The sequence below is a fragment of the Pseudomonas syringae pv. tagetis genome, from assembly GCF_022557255.1.
In the GTDB taxonomy this organism is placed as follows: Bacteria; Pseudomonadota; Gammaproteobacteria; order Pseudomonadales; family Pseudomonadaceae; genus Aquipseudomonas; species Aquipseudomonas caricapapayae.
In genome coordinates, this window is sequence record NZ_CP092923.1 from 237,561 (window position 1) to 252,489 (window position 14,929).

Sequence of the window (14,929 nt, forward strand, 5' to 3'; positions counted from 1 at the left end):
GTCGGACTGGTAATCAGTCGGCTGAAAAGCGTGCTTTCGGGGAAGCCATCGGTGTCGGCCCCGAACCGTCGAGCGGTATGAAACGATCACGCTCGGCGTCATAAGCCAGAATTTCGCTGGTCTCAATGCTGTAGACCCAGCCGTGAATGAACAGCTGACCGCTGGCCATCTTCGCTGCGACCGAAGGGTGGGTACGCAAATGTTGCAACTGGGAAATCACGTTTTCCTGAGTCAGGACCTGCATGGTTTCCAGCTCGCCGCTGCAACTGCAGTTCTGCTCGACCACGGTGCGGGCAACCTCGGCATGGCGCAGCCAGGCTTTTACCGTAGGCATCTTGTCCAGGCTGTCAGGGTTGAGCACTGCGCGCATGGCGCCGCAGTCGGAATGCCCGCAGACAATAATGTGCTGCACGCCCAGGGCGACGACCGCATATTCCAGCGCGGTGGATACGCCACCGTTCATCTGGCCATAGGGTGGTACAACATTACCCACGTTACGCGTCACGAACAGGTCGCCTGGCGAACTTTGGGTAATCAGTTCGGGAACGATGCGCGAGTCGGCGCAGGTAATAAACATGGCTCGAGGCGACTGGGCCGTAGCCAGCTTCTTGAACAGTTCTTCCTGCTGGGGGAAGACCTCGTTACGAAAATGTACAAAGCCATCGACGATGTGTTTCAACGCTACGTCGGCGCTGTCCGAATGGCTGGTTGTGCTGGGCGACGTAGCCGAATGCTGTTTATCCATGTCTCTCATGTCTTCATCCTCTCTGACGGATTGATGTGGATTCTTCATGCCTGTTTGACCAGAGCCGGATGTGATCCCTGTGATGGGCATCACGAACAAATCCCTTGAGCGCTATCGCTGGTGATACTCCGAGTTACAGACTAATTGCCCAAGCTTAAGCGAAACTGAATGCGATGGCTCTGGGACGCGGGTTTGCACGATAGTGCCAAGTTCGTCACAGTAGCGACATTTGCCCGCCCGGAGGACAAAACGCATTGCAATCGAGTGCAAAGCCGTCACGTTTGTTCAATCCCAGGCGCTTGACTGCCAAGTCATAGCGCTGGGCCAGCAGATCGGCGAAGGGACCTTCACCGCGCATCCGCGAGCCAAACTGACTGTCGTAGAGTGCTCCGCCGCGGCTTTGGCGAATCAGGCTCATCACATGTTCTGCTCGTTGCGGGTAATGCGTCTTCAGCCACTCGTCGAACAGAGGGGCAACTTCCAGTGGCAAGCGCAGCATTACGTAACTTGCGCTTAACGCGCCGGCAGCTTTCGCCTCGCTCAGTAACGCCTCCAGTTCGCTGTCGTTGATCATCGGAATCATGGGCGCACACAACACCCCGACGGGAACCCCCGCCTGCCGCAATACCCTAATGGCCCGCAAGCGAGCCTTGGGCGCTGCGGCCCGCGGTTCGAGAATGCATTTGAGTTCGTCGTCGAGTGTCGTCAGGCTGATGAAAACCGATACCAGCCGCAATCTGGCCATTTCTGCCAGCAGATCCAGGTCCCGCAGGATCAGCGAGCCTTTGGTAATGATGCTGACCGGATGCCGATAGCGCAGCAATACCTCAAGGGTTGCCCGAGTGATGCGGTATTCGCGTTCGATAGGCTGATACGGGTCGGTGTTGGCCCCCAGCGTGATGGGCGCGCAACGGTAGCCCGGTTTCGAGAGCTGCTGCTCCAGCAGCGCGGCTGCATTGGTCTTGGCGATCAGCCTTGTTTCGAAATCCAGCCCTGGGGACATGTCCCAATAAGCATGGCTGGGTCTGGCGAAACAGTAGATGCAGCCGTGTTCGCAGCCCCGATAAGGGTTGATCGAGCGATCAAAGGGAATATCCGGCGAGCTGTTACGGGTGATGATGCTTTTGGCGGTCTCGCTGGTCACCTGCGTGCCTTGTGTGAGCGGCACTTCCTGATACCAGCCGTCATCTTCAGCCACGGATTGGCTGGGCGCAAAACGGTTATGCGGGTTGCTGGCAGTACCGCGGCCACGGACCGGAGAGGGGCTGGACATCTGGCATTACTCGTATACTGTTTATATGTACAGTATAGGCATGGGCCTGCGTGTTTCACTATCGCAGACTGTTCAAACACCGCTCGTCTGACGAGCGGCATTTGAACAGGTTACTCAGCTATCGCCCTCGTGAGTCAGCTCCAGCACGCGGTCGACCAGCTTGTTGATGCCCGATGCGGCTTCGCTGATGCTTTTGGCAACCATGTAGGCGGGCGTGCTGACCAGTTTTCGTGCTTCGTCCTCGACGATGTCATCCACGGCACATTGCGCATGGCTACCACCCATCTTGGTAATGGCCGCGGCTGTATCGGGATCGTTGCCGATCGTACAGGTAACCCCGGGGCCATAGATTTTCGCCGCCAATGCCGGAGTAATACAGATCAGCCCGACCGGTTTGCCTGCTTCGGCAAATGCCTCGGCCAGTTCCAGCAGCCCGGCCTCCACCTGGCAGGCAGGACCTTGAAGGGCAAGGTCAGAAAGATTCTTTGCCGAGCCAAACCCGCCGGGAATGATCAGGGCATCGAAGTCCTCGGCATTTGCCTCGCGGATATTCTTCACCTCGCCCCGTGCAATACGTGCAGACTCGATCAGCACATTGCGCGACTCGGGCATTTCCTCGCCAGTCAGGTGATTGATGACATGGTGCTGGGCGATGTCAGGCGCAAAGCACTGCACCTGCGCACCGCGTTGATCCAGGCGGAGCAGGGTGAGGACACTTTCATGGATTTCGGCACCGTCGTAGACGCCACAGCCGGACAGGATTACAGCCACTTTTTTCTGCATCGATTCGGCTCCTTGTACTTGAGCGACCCAGGGCTTCTTTTAATTCGTCCTTTAATTGATCGCGTTATGGGCCGAGTGTTCATTCGGCGCTTCAGCGGCTGCGCAACTGCGTGGGGAAGGAGGGGGATTACAAGGTCAGGCAGCCGCAGCGCGCTGCTACCGAGCGAGGCCTGTCAACCTGCACTCGGGGAAGGAAATGGAGCGATGATCACTCGTCGGATTTTTTTTTCAGATCGACGGGCACGGTAACAGGCGTGTCCAGATCGGAGGCTGCTGCCGACGCACAGAAGCGGCTCTTTTCCGCCCGCTCTTCACGGGCGATGCGGGCGTTCTTGATGCGCCGCCGTAGCCACAGGCCAAGGCCGAGCAGTATCAGCGCGCCGAGCACCCAGAGTTCGTATTTCTTGACGTTACCCAGCAAGCCCTCGAGAACCGCGCCGAAATGGTAAGCCGCCGAACCCAGCGCCGCAGCCCAGACCGCTGCGCCTATACCGTTCAGCAGCAGGTAACGCCCCGGTGGGTAGCCCGACAGGCCGATGGCCACGGGCATGACCGTGCGCAGGCCGTACACGAAGCGGAAGCTCAGTACCCAGATGTCCGGGTGCTTGCGCACCAGCCGGAGCGCCTTGTCGCCCATGAGTTGCCAGCGAGGCTTGCGCTCCAGGAGCTTGCGGCCGTGTTTGCGCCCCATGAAATACCACAACTGGTCACCCGCATAACTGCCACAGAAGGCGACAAGGATGACGATATTGAGGTCCATGTATCCGCGGAACGCCAGAAATCCGGCAAGGACCAGAATGGTCTCGCCTTCGAAAAAGGTGCCGAGGAAAAGGGCAAAGTAGCCGAATTCGTTCAAGAAATTCTGGAGCATTGTCTGGATGCTGGCGAAATGAACGCGCAGCCTAACTCGCCCAAGGCAAGGATGAAAGTGTCGATATGTGTCTCGACGTTAAAGATTCTTGCAACCACAATGGCCGGATCCTCATAAGGGCCATGACCGCGACGTGCAGTCGCAGGTCGAACCATGACTGTCACACATTGGTCATAATGGCGGCTTATAACTGTCGCGCTTGCCCGCGTAAGCGGGCTCAGGAGTCTCGCCGTGAGCTTTACCCCCGCTAACCGCCTGTTTCCTCTCACTCGTCTGCGCCGTAATCGCCGCGACGACTTTTCCCGTCGTCTGGTGCGTGAAAACGTTGTTACTGTCGACGATCTGATTCTTCCCGTATTTGTGCTCGATGGTGAAAACCGTCGCGAATCCATCGCCTCGATGCCCGGCGTCGAGCGTCTCAGCGTCGATTTGTTGCTTGAAGAAGCTGCGCACTGGGTTGCGCTGGGCATTCCTGCGCTGGCGCTGTTTCCGGTGACACCACCGGAAAAGAAATCCCTGGACGGTGCCGAAGCCTGGAACCCGGACGGTATTGCCCAGCGCGCAACCCGTGCACTGCGGGAACGCTTCCCGGAGCTGGGCGTCATCACTGATGTGGCGCTGGACCCGTTCACGACCCACGGTCAGGACGGCATCCTCGACGAAGAGGGCTACGTGCAGAACGACATTACTGTCGACGCACTGGTAAAACAGGCTTTGTCGCACGCCGACGCAGGTGCTCAGGTGATAGCGCCGTCGGACATGATGGACGGCCGCATTCAGGCCATCCGTGAGTCGCTGGAACTGGCCGGGCATGTCAACGTCCGGATCATGGCCTATTCGGCCAAATACGCCAGTGCCTACTACGGCCCGTTCCGCGATGCGGTGGGTTCTTCATTGAATCTGGGCAAGGCCAACAAAGCGTCCTATCAGATGGATCCGGCCAACAGCAATGAGGCCCTGCACGAAGTGGCGGCTGATCTTGCTGAAGGTGCCGACATGGTGATGGTCAAGCCTGGCATGCCTTATCTGGACATCCTGTACAGGGTCAAGGACGAATTCAAAGTGCCAACCTTTGTCTATCAGGTCAGTGGCGAATATGCGATGCACATGGCAGCAATCCAGAATGGTTGGCTGAGTGAAGGGGTGATTCTCGAATCCCTCACTGCCTTCAAACGCGCCGGTGCCGACGGCATTCTTACCTACTTTGCTGTCCGCGCCGCTCAACTGTTGAAGGGGCAATAGCCTCACAGGAACATTCATGAATACCGAAGCACTCATCGAAGCCGCTGTTGAAGTCGATGTCCCGGAGGCTACGCCCGTGGTTGAACCTGACATCGAAGTAATCCCGGCCATTGAGGCACCCGCTGCTGCGGTGCCCGCTATCGTCGCTCCGAACCTGGACGACAGCAGCCTGTATATCCACCGTGAGCTGTCGCAATTGCAGTTCAATATCCGGGTACTGGAACAGGCGCTCGATGAGTCCTACCCATTGCTGGAGCGGTTGAAGTTTCTGCTGATCTTCTCCAGCAACCTCGATGAGTTCTTCGAGATTCGTGTTGCCGGCCTGAAGAAGCAGATCACCTTTGCCCGTGAGCAGGCCGGTGCCGACGGTTTGCAACCGCATCAGGCGCTGGCCAGAATCAGCGAGCTGGTGCATGGCCATGTTGATCGTCAGTACGCGATCCTTAACGACATTTTGCTCCCGGAGCTGGAAAAGCATCAGGTCCGCTTCATTCGCCGTCGGCACTGGACGGCCAAGCTCAAGGCCTGGGTACGGCGCTACTTCCGTGACGAGATCGCGCCGATCATCACTCCGATCGGTCTTGACCCGACGCACCCGTTCCCGTTGCTGGTCAACAAGAGCCTAAACTTCATCGTCGAACTCGAAGGCATCGATGCCTTCGGTCGCGATTCGGGCCTTGCGATCATCCCGGCACCGCGTTTGCTGCCGCGTGTCATCAAGGTGCCGGAAGAGGTCTGCGGGCCTGGCGACAACTTCGTGTTTCTGTCGTCGATGATCCACGCCCACGCCGACGATCTGTTTCAGGGCATGAAGGTCAAGGGCTGCTATCAGTTCCGCCTGACTCGAAACGCCGATCTGGCGCTGGACTCGGAAGACGTGGAAGACCTGGCGCGCGCCCTGCGTGGCGAGTTGTTCTCGCGTCGTTACGGCGATGCGGTGCGCCTGGAAGTGGCCGATACCTGCCCTAAACACCTGTCGGACTACCTGCTCAAGCAGTTCAACCTGAACGAGTCCGAGCTGTATCAGGTCAATGGGCCGGTCAACCTGACGCGCCTATTCAGCATTACCGGCCTGGACAGCCACCCGGAATTGCAATACCCGCCATTCACGCCAGCCATTCCCAAGCTGCTGCAGAACAGCGAAAACGTTTTCAGCGTGGTCAGCAAGCAGGACATCCTGTTGCTGCACCCTTTCGAGTCGTTTACGCCAGTGGTCGACCTGCTGCGTCAGGCTGCAAAGGACCCGCACGTTCTGGCCGTGCGCCAGACGCTGTACCGTAGCGGTGCGAACTCGGAAATCGTCGACGCGCTGGTCGATGCTGCACGTAACGGCAAGGAAGTCACTGCAGTGATCGAATTGCGTGCCCGTTTTGACGAAGAGTCCAACCTGCAACTGGCCAGCCGTCTTCAGGCCGCGGGTGCGGTAGTGATCTACGGTGTGGTCGGCTTCAAGACCCACGCCAAGATGATGCTGATTCTGCGTCGCGAAGCGGGTGAAATCGTCCGCTACGCGCACCTCGGGACCGGTAACTATCATGCCGGCAATGCGCGTCTGTATACCGACTACAGCCTGCTGACCTCCGATGACGCATTGTGCGAAGACGTCGGCAAGCTGTTCAGTCAGCTGATCGGCATGGGCAAGACGTTGCGCATGAAGAAGCTGCTGCATGCGCCGTTCACGCTCAAGAAGGGCATGCTCGACATGATTGCCCGCGAAACGCAATTCGCACTCGATGGCAAGCCTGCGCATATCATCGCCAAGTTCAACTCGCTGACCGATCCGAAGATCATCCGTGCGTTGTACAAGGCCAGCCAGTCCGGCGTGCGTATCGATCTGGTGGTGCGCGGCATGTGCTGCCTGCGTCCGGGAATTGCGGGGGTCTCGCACAATATCCACGTGCGCTCGATCATCGGCCGCTTCCTGGAGCACACACGGGTGTTCTACTTCCTCAATGGCGGCGACGAGCAGATGTTCCTGTCGAGTGCCGACTGGATGGAGCGCAACCTCGACAAGCGCGTCGAGACCTGCTTCCCGGTCGAGGGCAAAAAGTTGATTCTGCGTGTGAAGAAGGAGCTGGAAAGCTACCTGACCGACAACACCCACAGCTGGCTGCTGCAGTCGGACGGGCGTTACGTGCGCAGCATGCCGACTGGCAACCAGAACGCTCGAAGCGCTCAGGCGACCCTGCTGGAGCGCCTGAGCAACCCGGTCCTCAGCGTACGCTGAAGACGATGCCGACTCGGGTCAGCCACTCCGCTTCCAGCGCGAAGTCGGCCTGAGTCAGCTGGTTGTTTTCCAGCCAGCCTTTCGGGAACTCGGCGTCCAGGTTCGGACCGTCGGCACGCAGCACTACGCGCGGCATCTCTTGGGTGCCGCGGATGTGGTGGAACAGAATCGCAAAGCGCAACAACACGCACAGGCGAATCAGCTTGATGCCTTCAGCGCCAAAATCGGCGAACTTGTCCTTGGGAATATTGCGGCGATGACCGCGCACCAACAGTGCGAGCATTTGCTGGTCTTCGCGTGAGAAACCGGCAAGGTCCGAATGCTCGATCAGGTACGCGCCGTGCTTGTGATAGTGATAGTGGGCGATGTCCAGGCCGATCTCATGCACCTTGGCCGCCCAACTGAGCAGTTCGGCATAGCTTTCATGCTGCAGTTCCCAGCTATCGGCAACCTGCTCCAGCGCATGCAGCGCCTTGGCTTCGACGCGTGCAGCCTGTTCCAGATCGACGTGGTAACGCTCCATCAGCGAGCTGAGCGTGCGCTCGCGCACGTCTTCGTGATGGTGGCGGCCCATCAGGTCGTAGAGCACGCCTTCACGCAGCGCGCCTTCGCAGTGATCCATGCGCTTGAGTTCAAGAGCATCGAAGATGGCTTCCAGAATCGCCAGGCCTGCGGGGAAAATAGCGCGACGGTCAGGCTTGATGCCGTCGAAGTCGATCTTTTCGACATCGCCCAGCTTGAACAGCTTGCGCTTGAGCCAGGCCAGCCCTTCGGCATTGACCTCGCCGGCGCCATAACCATTGGCCTTAAGTGCCAGGCCGATAGCGCGGATGGTACCTGAAGAGCCAATCGCTTCATCCCACTTCAGGCGATGCAGTGCATGCTCGATGCTCATTATTTCCAGGCGGGCAGCGGTGTAGGCCTGCGCGTAACGGGCCGGTGTCACCTTGCCGTCGCGGAAGTAGCGCTGAGTAAAACTCACGCAGCCCATCTGCAGGCTTTCACGCAGCAGCGGCTCGAAGCGCTGACCGATAATGAATTCGGTACTGCCGCCGCCGATGTCGGCCACCAGGCGCTTGCCTGGGGTGTCGGCCAGCGTGTGGGAGACGCCCAGGTAAATGAGGCGCGCCTCTTCCCGGCCAGAGATGACTTCCACCGGATGGCCGAGAATTTCTTCTGCGCGGTGAATGAAGTCGTTGCGGTTGCGGGCCTCGCGTAGGGCATTGGTGCCGACGATACGCACGGCACCCAGCGGCAGACCATTGATCAACTGGGCAAAGCGTTTCAGGCAGTCGAGACCGCGCTGCATGGATTCTTCGGTCAACTGGCGCTCTTCATCGATGCCAGCGGCCAACTGCACCTTCTCGCCCAGGCGCTCAAGAATGCGAATTTCGCCCTGATTGGCTTTTGCCACAACCATATGAAAGCTGTTGGAGCCCAGGTCGATGGCGGCGATCAGTGAAAAATTCTTGGGTGTTGAGTGCGGCATGGTCAGGAAATCCGGTTCGATAACCGGACCATCGTGCCACGATCCATGCTTGCCGCCAACGCGAAGCTGTTCAGGCACCGGAAATACCCGGTATTACTCTTGTGACGTGGCGCATGGCTATCAGATCGACGTGATAGCTCTTTCACTGCCGTGCCGATGCTTTGCGTTCCCGCGTTGGAGTGCTCGGCGTTATACACAGTCCGGAGAATTGAGCTTACAGGCTTCTGGCCGAAGGACGTGGGAGCGAACTTGTTCGCGAAGACGGTGTTTCAGGCGATACATATTCGCGAAATGTACCGGCCCCTTCGCGGACAAGTCCGCTCCCACACAAGCGAAGCGTCGCCCGGTCCTCTTCCACAGGGGCGTCCAACACTGCGTTCCAACACTGGAGGAACGATGACCCAACTATCGTGCGACGCTCCGCGTCGCATGCAGTTCAGGACGCTTTGCGTCCGGTCTTGTCACGCGTGTTCTACGGTGCCAATGAAGTTCGCCAGTTCCGGGGTTTTCGGGTTGGCGAACAGTACTTTCGGGTCGCCGACTTCATGCACCTTGCCCTGATGCATGAACACCAGCTTGTCGCCCACTTCACGGGCGAAGCGCATTTCGTGAGTCACCATGATCAGAGTCATGCCGTCGGCGGCCAGCTGGCGCACAACGCTGAGCACTTCATTAACCAGCTCCGGGTCCAGCGCCGAAGTAATTTCGTCGCAGAGCAAAACCTTGGGTGACATGGCCAGTGCGCGAGCAATCGCCACGCGTTGCTGCTGGCCACCGGACAGGCGATCCGGGAAAGCATCGAACTTCTCGCCCAGCCCCACGCGCGCTAGCATCTTTTTTGCCAGCCTTGCGGCTTCGGCCTTGGGGACCTTTTGTACGATCTGCGGCGCGAGCATCACGTTCTCACCCACGCTCAGGTGCGGGAACAGGTTGAACTGCTGAAACACCATGCCGACCTTCTGCCGCAGGGTGCGCAGGTCGGCTCGTGCGGCATCGAGATACTCGCCGTCGACTTCGATCACGCCATCGTTGATCGACTCCAGACCGTTGAGCGTGCGCAGCAGGGTGCTCTTGCCCGAGCCGCTGCGACCAATGATCGCCACTACCTGACCTTCCTCGACCGACAAGTCGATGCCCTTCAGGACGTGATGATCGCCATAGTATTTATGCAGGGCGGAAATTCTAAGCAGAGGCATGCAGTCTCCTTTCCAGATGGCGCGCGCACAGCGACAAGGGGTAGCACAGGATGAAGTAGCCCAGAGCAACGAAGCCATAGACCATGAAAGGTTCGAACGTGGCATTGGCCAGCATGCTGCCGGTCTTGGTCAGTTCGGTAAAGCCGATGATCGAGGTCACAGCGGTGCCTTTGACCACCTGTACGGAAAAGCCGACTGTTGGCGCAACCGCGATACGCAGGGCCTGAGGCAATATCACGTAGCGCATCTGCTCAAACGGGGTCATCGCCAGGCTGGCCGACGCTTCCCACTGGCCCTTGGAAATCGATTCCACGCAGCCACGCCAGATTTCGGCAAGGTAGGCGCTGGTAAACAGCGTCAAGGCCAGTGCCGCCGCGGCCCAGGGCGAGATGTTCATGCCCATCAGAGCGACACCGAAGAACACCAGAAAGAGCTGCATCAGCAATGGCGTACCTTGAAACAGCTCTATATAGAGTTTGGCGGTCACACGCGGGCCGGATTTTTCCGAGGTGCGCATGCCCATCACCAGCAAACCGATCAGGCCACCGCCGATAAAGGCCACCAGTGACAAGGCTACGGTCCATTGCAGGCCGATCAGCAGATTGCGCAGGATGTCCCAGAGGGTGAAATCCATCAGCTGTTCCTCGATATGTAGCGACGCCCGATCCAGGCCAGCAGTTGCCGGATCAGCAGGGCCATGGCCAGATAGATCAGCGTCGTCACGATGTAGGTTTCAAACGAGCGGAAGTTGCGTGACTGGATGAAGTTGGCAAAGAAGCTCAACTCCTCGGTGGCAATCTGCGAGCAAACCGCCGAGCCCAGCATGACGATGATGATCTGGCTGCTCAGCGCCGGCCAGACCTTGCTCAGCGCTGGAATCAGGACGACGTAGCGAAACGCTTCATAACGATTCATCGCCAGGGCTGCCGACGCTTCGAGCTGCCCCTTGGGGATCGCCTGAATGCCCGCTCGCACGATTTCGGTCGAGTACGCACCCAGGTTGATAACCATCGCCAGCACCGCCGCCTGCCATTCCGAGATCTGCACGCCCAGCGACGGAAGCCCGAAAAAAATGAAGAACAGCTGGACCAGAAACGGCGTGTTACGGATCAGCTCGACATAGATCGCGAATATCGTTGCAAAGGGCTGGATCTTCCAGGCCCTTACAACGGCACCGACAATACCGAGGCTGACGCCCAGCAGGGTGCCAATGGCAGTCAGTTCCAGCGTGAACAAAGCCCCGCGCAACAGCAGATCGATGCTCTGCAGGACCGGTGTAAAGTCGAAGTGATAAGCCATTGGTGAATCCTGTGACCGGAAAGCGGTGATCAGAGATCGGCGGGCAGCGGTTGCTTCAGCCAGGTCTGGGACGCTTTTTCCAGCGATCCGTCAGCCTTGGCGGCGTTCAGGATTTCGTCCACCTTGCCCAGCAGCTCCGGCTGGCCTTTGTTCACGCCGACATAGACTGGAGAGTCCTTGAGCTTCACTTTCAGCGCCGGAATGCGCTTGGGGTTGCGCTCGCTGATGGCGACCATCACCACGTTACCGCTGGCGATCAGGTCAGTCTGCCCGGCCAGGTAGGCGGCGATGGTGGAGTTGTTGTCTTCGAAGCGCTTGATGGTTGCGCCTTCCGGTGCAACTTTCGACAGCTCGATGTCCTCGATGGCGCCACGGGTGACACTGATGGTCTTACCCTTCAGGTCGGCGATGTCCTTGACCGGAGACTCAGGCGGACCGAATACCGCGAGGTAGAACGGAGCATAAGCGCGGGAGAAGTCGATGACTTTTTCGCGATCCGGGTTCTTGCCCAGGCTGGAGATCACCAGATCAACCTTGCCGGTGGTCAGGAACGGGATGCGGTTAGTGCTATTGACCGGCGTCAGTTCCAGCTTGACCTTCAGCCTGTCGGCCAGCAGTTGTGCGGTGTCGATGTCCAGTCCGCGAGGTTTCATGTCCGGGCCGACCGAGCCGAATGGAGGGAAGTCCTGCGGTACGGCAACCTTCAGGGTGCCGCGCGCTACAACGTCGTCCAGGCCGTTGGCGTGGGCGGGTGTCTGGCTCAGCATCAGACTGGCAAACAATGCAGTAAGCAGGGCGCTGTAACGCTTGGTCATATGAAGTCTCCGGGCGAAACGTGGGATGTTGGCCTGTCTCCAGTGCACAGCGCATGCCATCCGGCTATCACGTGCCATAACTCAAGGTTTGCAGGACGTTTATGGTCTTACTGGTCTGACCAGTCGAAGAGCGGCGCGCCCTGCTTTGGCGCGCTTTGAAGCCCCGCCGCCCCAGTGCTGGGCGTCGCTTGCCGAATCTTCGGTATGGGGATAAAAGGGGTTTTTACTGGACTGACTGGCCTGAACAGTGATGCCGCACACTTCACTCGCCGTACCCGAATCAGCCCTCAGGGCCATTCGCAAGTTGATTGCCGAGCAAGGTTACAAGCCTGGAGAAAGCCTGCCGTCGCAGCGTGATCTGGCCGTCCTGCTGGGCGTCAGTCGGGCGTCTTTGCGTGAGGCTTTGTCATCGCTCAGCGCACTGGGGGTGGTTAGCGTCCAGCCGGGCAAAGGCGTATTTGTGCAGTCTGTTTCTGAACCAGAACAGCGCACGAATGGTTTTTCCTGGCCTTTTGAGGCTCAGGTTTCACCGGCTGACACTTTCCAGCTGCGATATGCCCTGGAAGGCTTCGCCGCTGGCCTGGCAGCCGTCACCCTCACCGCTGACGAACGGGATGTGCTTGAAGACAATGTCGAAGCGATGCGTCTGGAGTTGCGTGCCGGTGACTTCGAGGCTGCGGCCCGGCTGGATTTCGAGTTTCACCGGCACATCCTGATCGCCAGTGGCAATCAGGCCATGCTGGGAATCGTGACCGCAGGTGCCGACATCTTCCTCGAGAGCCAGAAAATGCCGTTCATACGTGCAGCAAGGGTCATGGAAACCTGGCAGGAGCACCGCAAGATCCTCCGTGCGCTGGCACGGCATGCGTCGGGGCCTGCGCAAAAGGCCATGCAGGACCACATCCGTGGTGCAGCGCTTCGTACCGGTATCGTGTTCGTTTCGCCTTCCGGTTGAGCGCGTGCCATAACTCCAGTCATGCATCATCATAGCCAGACTCAATGAACCTTCGCTTCCTGAATGACTTGCAGCCCGCTATGATGGGCGTCGTTTTAGCCTATGACCTCGGAGACTTCCATGAGCAAAGACCTGATCAAACACGTCACCGACGCCACATTTGAAGCCGAAGTTCTCAAGGCTGATGGTGCCGTGCTGGTTGACTACTGGGCTGAGTGGTGTGGCCCCTGCAAGATGATTGCCCCGGTACTGGATGAAATCGCTACCACTTACCAAGGCAAGCTGACTGTTGCAAAACTTAACATCGATGAAAATCAGGACACCCCGGCCAAGCATGGCGTGCGCGGTATCCCTACGCTGATGCTGTTCAAGAACGGCAATGTTGAAGCGACCAAAGTCGGCGCTCTGTCGAAGTCGCAGCTGGCTGCGTTTCTCGACGCCAATATCTGAGGCGTTTCAAAGCCCCGCAAATAGCGGGGTTTTTTTCGGCTGGTGCACTAGACGCCTGGAAAATCAGGTGGTACATTCGGCCCCGCAACGGCTTCTCCGTTGCCCCCTGCTAGCCGTCGCCGACGCTCTCCTTTCGATTTAGTACGCGATCCTGTCGCCTTCTCTGCGGCGCGGCCTCATTAAGCCAAAAGCTTAATTTCCCCCTCCATACATGATTACGTCATTCCCCATATGAACCTGACTGAACTCAAGCAAAAGCCGATTACCGAATTGCTCGAAATGGCCGAACAGGCTGGCATAGAAAATATGGCCCGTTCGCGCAAGCAGGACGTCATTTTTTCCCTGCTTAAACGGCACGCCAAAAGTGGCGAGGAAATATCCGGTGATGGCGTGCTGGAGATTCTCCAGGACGGCTTCGGTTTCCTGCGCTCTGCAGACGCTTCCTACCTGGCCGGCCCGGATGACATCTATGTCTCCCCCAGCCAGATCCGCCGTTTCAACCTGCGTACCGGCGACACCATCGTTGGCAAGATCCGTCCACCGAAGGAAGGCGAGCGTTATTTCGCTCTGCTCAAGGTCGACACGATCAACTACGACCGTCCGGAAAACGCCAAGAACAAGATTCTGTTCGAAAACCTGACGCCGCTGTTCCCGACGATTCGCATGAAGATGGAGGCCGGTAACGGTTCCACCGAAGACCTGACCGGTCGTGTGATCGATCTGTGTGCACCGATCGGTAAAGGTCAGCGTGGTCTGATCGTTGCGCCGCCAAAGGCGGGCAAGACCATCATGCTGCAGAACATCGCGTCGAACATCACGCGCAACAATCCGGAAGTGCATCTGATCGTTCTGCTGATCGATGAGCGTCCGGAAGAAGTAACCGAAATGCAGCGTACCGTGCGCGGCGAAGTGGTTGCCTCGACGTTCGACGAACCGCCAACCCGTCACGTACAGGTTGCCGAGATGGTGATCGAGAAGGCCAAGCGGCTGGTCGAGCACAAGAAAGACGTAGTCATCCTGCTCGACTCCATCACCCGTCTGGCGCGTGCCTACAACACTGTCATCCCGAGCTCCGGCAAAGTGCTGACCGGTGGTGTCGATGCCCATGCACTCGAGAAGCCAAAGCGTTTCTTCGGTGCCGCGCGGAACATCGAAGAAGGCGGCTCGCTGACCATCATCGCCACCGCACTGGTTGAAACCGGTTCGAAGATGGATGAAGTCATCTACGAAGAGTTCAAGGGTACTGGCAACATGGAGCTGCCTCTGGATCGCAAGATCGCAGAGAAGCGTGTGTTCCCGGCCATCAACATCAACCGTTCCGGCACACGCCGCGAAGAGCTGTTGACCGCTGATGACGAGCTGCAGCGCATGTGGATCCTGCGCAAGCTGCTGCACCCGATGGACGAAGTCGCGGCTATCGAGTTCCTGATCGACAAGCTCAAGCAGACCAAGACCAATGACGAGTTCTTCCTGTCCATGAAGCGCAAGTAACTGGCAGGCTGAAACAAAAAATGGTGCCTTTCGGGGCACCATTTTTTTTGCCTGCGCATCGCCGATTAGCTGCCTTGGCGGGCTGGAGCAGGT

Annotated in this window: 14 protein-coding genes; 5 read left to right on the forward strand and 9 right to left on the reverse strand. The window is 58.4% G+C overall.

Annotated elements, in window-relative coordinates:
- Nucleotides 1-13 precede the first annotated feature (13 nt).
- The 4 genes from MME58_RS01085 to MME58_RS01100 form a co-directional block, all read right to left on the reverse strand.
- Nucleotides 14-754 carry a carbonic anhydrase gene (locus tag MME58_RS01085; RefSeq protein WP_054988100.1) on the reverse strand — a complete coding sequence of 247 codons (741 nt, stop codon included), beginning with the start codon at nucleotides 752-754 and terminating at the stop codon, nucleotides 14-16.
- 205 nt (nucleotides 755-959) lie between these two features.
- Nucleotides 960-2,018 carry a PA0069 family radical SAM protein gene (locus MME58_RS01090; RefSeq protein ID WP_055005596.1) on the reverse strand — a complete coding sequence of 353 codons (1,059 nt, stop codon included), beginning with the start codon at nucleotides 2,016-2,018 and terminating at the stop codon, nucleotides 960-962.
- A gap of 114 nt (nucleotides 2,019-2,132) precedes the next feature.
- A complete protein-coding gene (gene elbB, locus MME58_RS01095; RefSeq protein WP_054988098.1) occupies nucleotides 2,133-2,801 on the reverse strand; it encodes an isoprenoid biosynthesis glyoxalase ElbB in 669 nt (222 codons plus the stop codon).
- A gap of 208 nt (nucleotides 2,802-3,009) precedes the next feature.
- Nucleotides 3,010-3,672: a DedA family protein gene (locus tag MME58_RS01100; RefSeq protein WP_054988097.1), complete on the reverse strand. Its 663-nt coding sequence runs from the start codon at nucleotides 3,670-3,672 to the stop codon at nucleotides 3,010-3,012.
- Nucleotides 3,673-3,903: 231 nt separating this feature from the next.
- Between MME58_RS01100 and hemB the strand changes: the two genes are divergently transcribed.
- The gene (gene hemB / locus MME58_RS01105; protein WP_054988096.1) at nucleotides 3,904-4,914 is read left to right on the forward strand and encodes a porphobilinogen synthase; all 1,011 of its coding nucleotides are present in this window, start codon (nucleotides 3,904-3,906) and stop codon (nucleotides 4,912-4,914) included.
- Between the two features lie 16 nt (nucleotides 4,915-4,930).
- Nucleotides 4,931-7,141 (forward strand): polyphosphate kinase 1, encoded by a 2,211-nt coding sequence (gene ppk1 / locus MME58_RS01110; protein WP_055005595.1) that lies wholly within the window; start codon nucleotides 4,931-4,933, stop codon nucleotides 7,139-7,141.
- On the opposite strand, the gene ppx is transcribed toward ppk1, so the two are convergent.
- The 5 genes from ppx to MME58_RS01135 all read right to left on the reverse strand — a co-directional run bounded on the left by ppx (nucleotide 7,128) and on the right by MME58_RS01135 (nucleotide 11,940).
- Nucleotides 7,128-8,630, reverse strand: a complete 1,503-nt coding sequence (gene ppx, locus MME58_RS01115; RefSeq protein WP_054985539.1) for an exopolyphosphatase — start codon at nucleotides 8,628-8,630, stop codon at nucleotides 7,128-7,130. The two genes, ppk1 and ppx, sit on opposite strands and share 14 nt — an antisense overlap.
- Nucleotides 8,631-9,091: 461 nt before the next feature.
- Nucleotides 9,092-9,826 (reverse strand): amino acid ABC transporter ATP-binding protein, encoded by a 735-nt coding sequence (locus MME58_RS01120; protein ID WP_055005594.1) that lies wholly within the window; start codon nucleotides 9,824-9,826, stop codon nucleotides 9,092-9,094.
- Nucleotides 9,813-10,463 carry an amino acid ABC transporter permease gene (locus MME58_RS01125; RefSeq protein WP_054985537.1) on the reverse strand — a complete coding sequence of 217 codons (651 nt, stop codon included), beginning with the start codon at nucleotides 10,461-10,463 and terminating at the stop codon, nucleotides 9,813-9,815. The genes MME58_RS01120 and MME58_RS01125 overlap by 14 nt, the downstream gene beginning before the upstream one ends.
- Nucleotides 10,460-11,125, reverse strand: a complete 666-nt coding sequence (locus MME58_RS01130; RefSeq protein WP_055005593.1) for an amino acid ABC transporter permease — start codon at nucleotides 11,123-11,125, stop codon at nucleotides 10,460-10,462. The genes MME58_RS01125 and MME58_RS01130 overlap by 4 nt, the downstream gene beginning before the upstream one ends.
- 29 nt (nucleotides 11,126-11,154) lie before the next feature.
- Complete coding sequence (locus tag MME58_RS01135; RefSeq protein WP_054985535.1) at nucleotides 11,155-11,940, reverse strand: transporter substrate-binding domain-containing protein; 786 nt, start codon at nucleotides 11,938-11,940, stop codon at nucleotides 11,155-11,157.
- 250 nt (nucleotides 11,941-12,190) lie between these two features.
- Here MME58_RS01135 and MME58_RS01140 point away from each other — a divergent pair, with 250 nt between their 5' ends.
- The 3 genes from MME58_RS01140 (at nucleotide 12,191) to rho (ending at nucleotide 14,836) form a co-directional block, all read left to right on the forward strand.
- Nucleotides 12,191-12,895: a FadR/GntR family transcriptional regulator gene (locus tag MME58_RS01140; RefSeq protein WP_054985534.1), complete on the forward strand. Its 705-nt coding sequence runs from the start codon at nucleotides 12,191-12,193 to the stop codon at nucleotides 12,893-12,895.
- A 120-nt stretch (nucleotides 12,896-13,015) separates the two neighbouring features.
- On the forward strand, nucleotides 13,016-13,345 hold the full coding sequence (gene trxA, locus MME58_RS01145) for a thioredoxin TrxA (protein ID WP_054985533.1): 330 nt from the start codon (nucleotides 13,016-13,018) through the stop codon (nucleotides 13,343-13,345).
- A 231-nt stretch (nucleotides 13,346-13,576) separates the two neighbouring features.
- Nucleotides 13,577-14,836: a transcription termination factor Rho gene (gene rho, locus MME58_RS01150; protein ID WP_002551560.1), complete on the forward strand. Its 1,260-nt coding sequence runs from the start codon at nucleotides 13,577-13,579 to the stop codon at nucleotides 14,834-14,836.
- The last annotated feature ends 93 nt before the right edge of the window (nucleotides 14,837-14,929 follow it).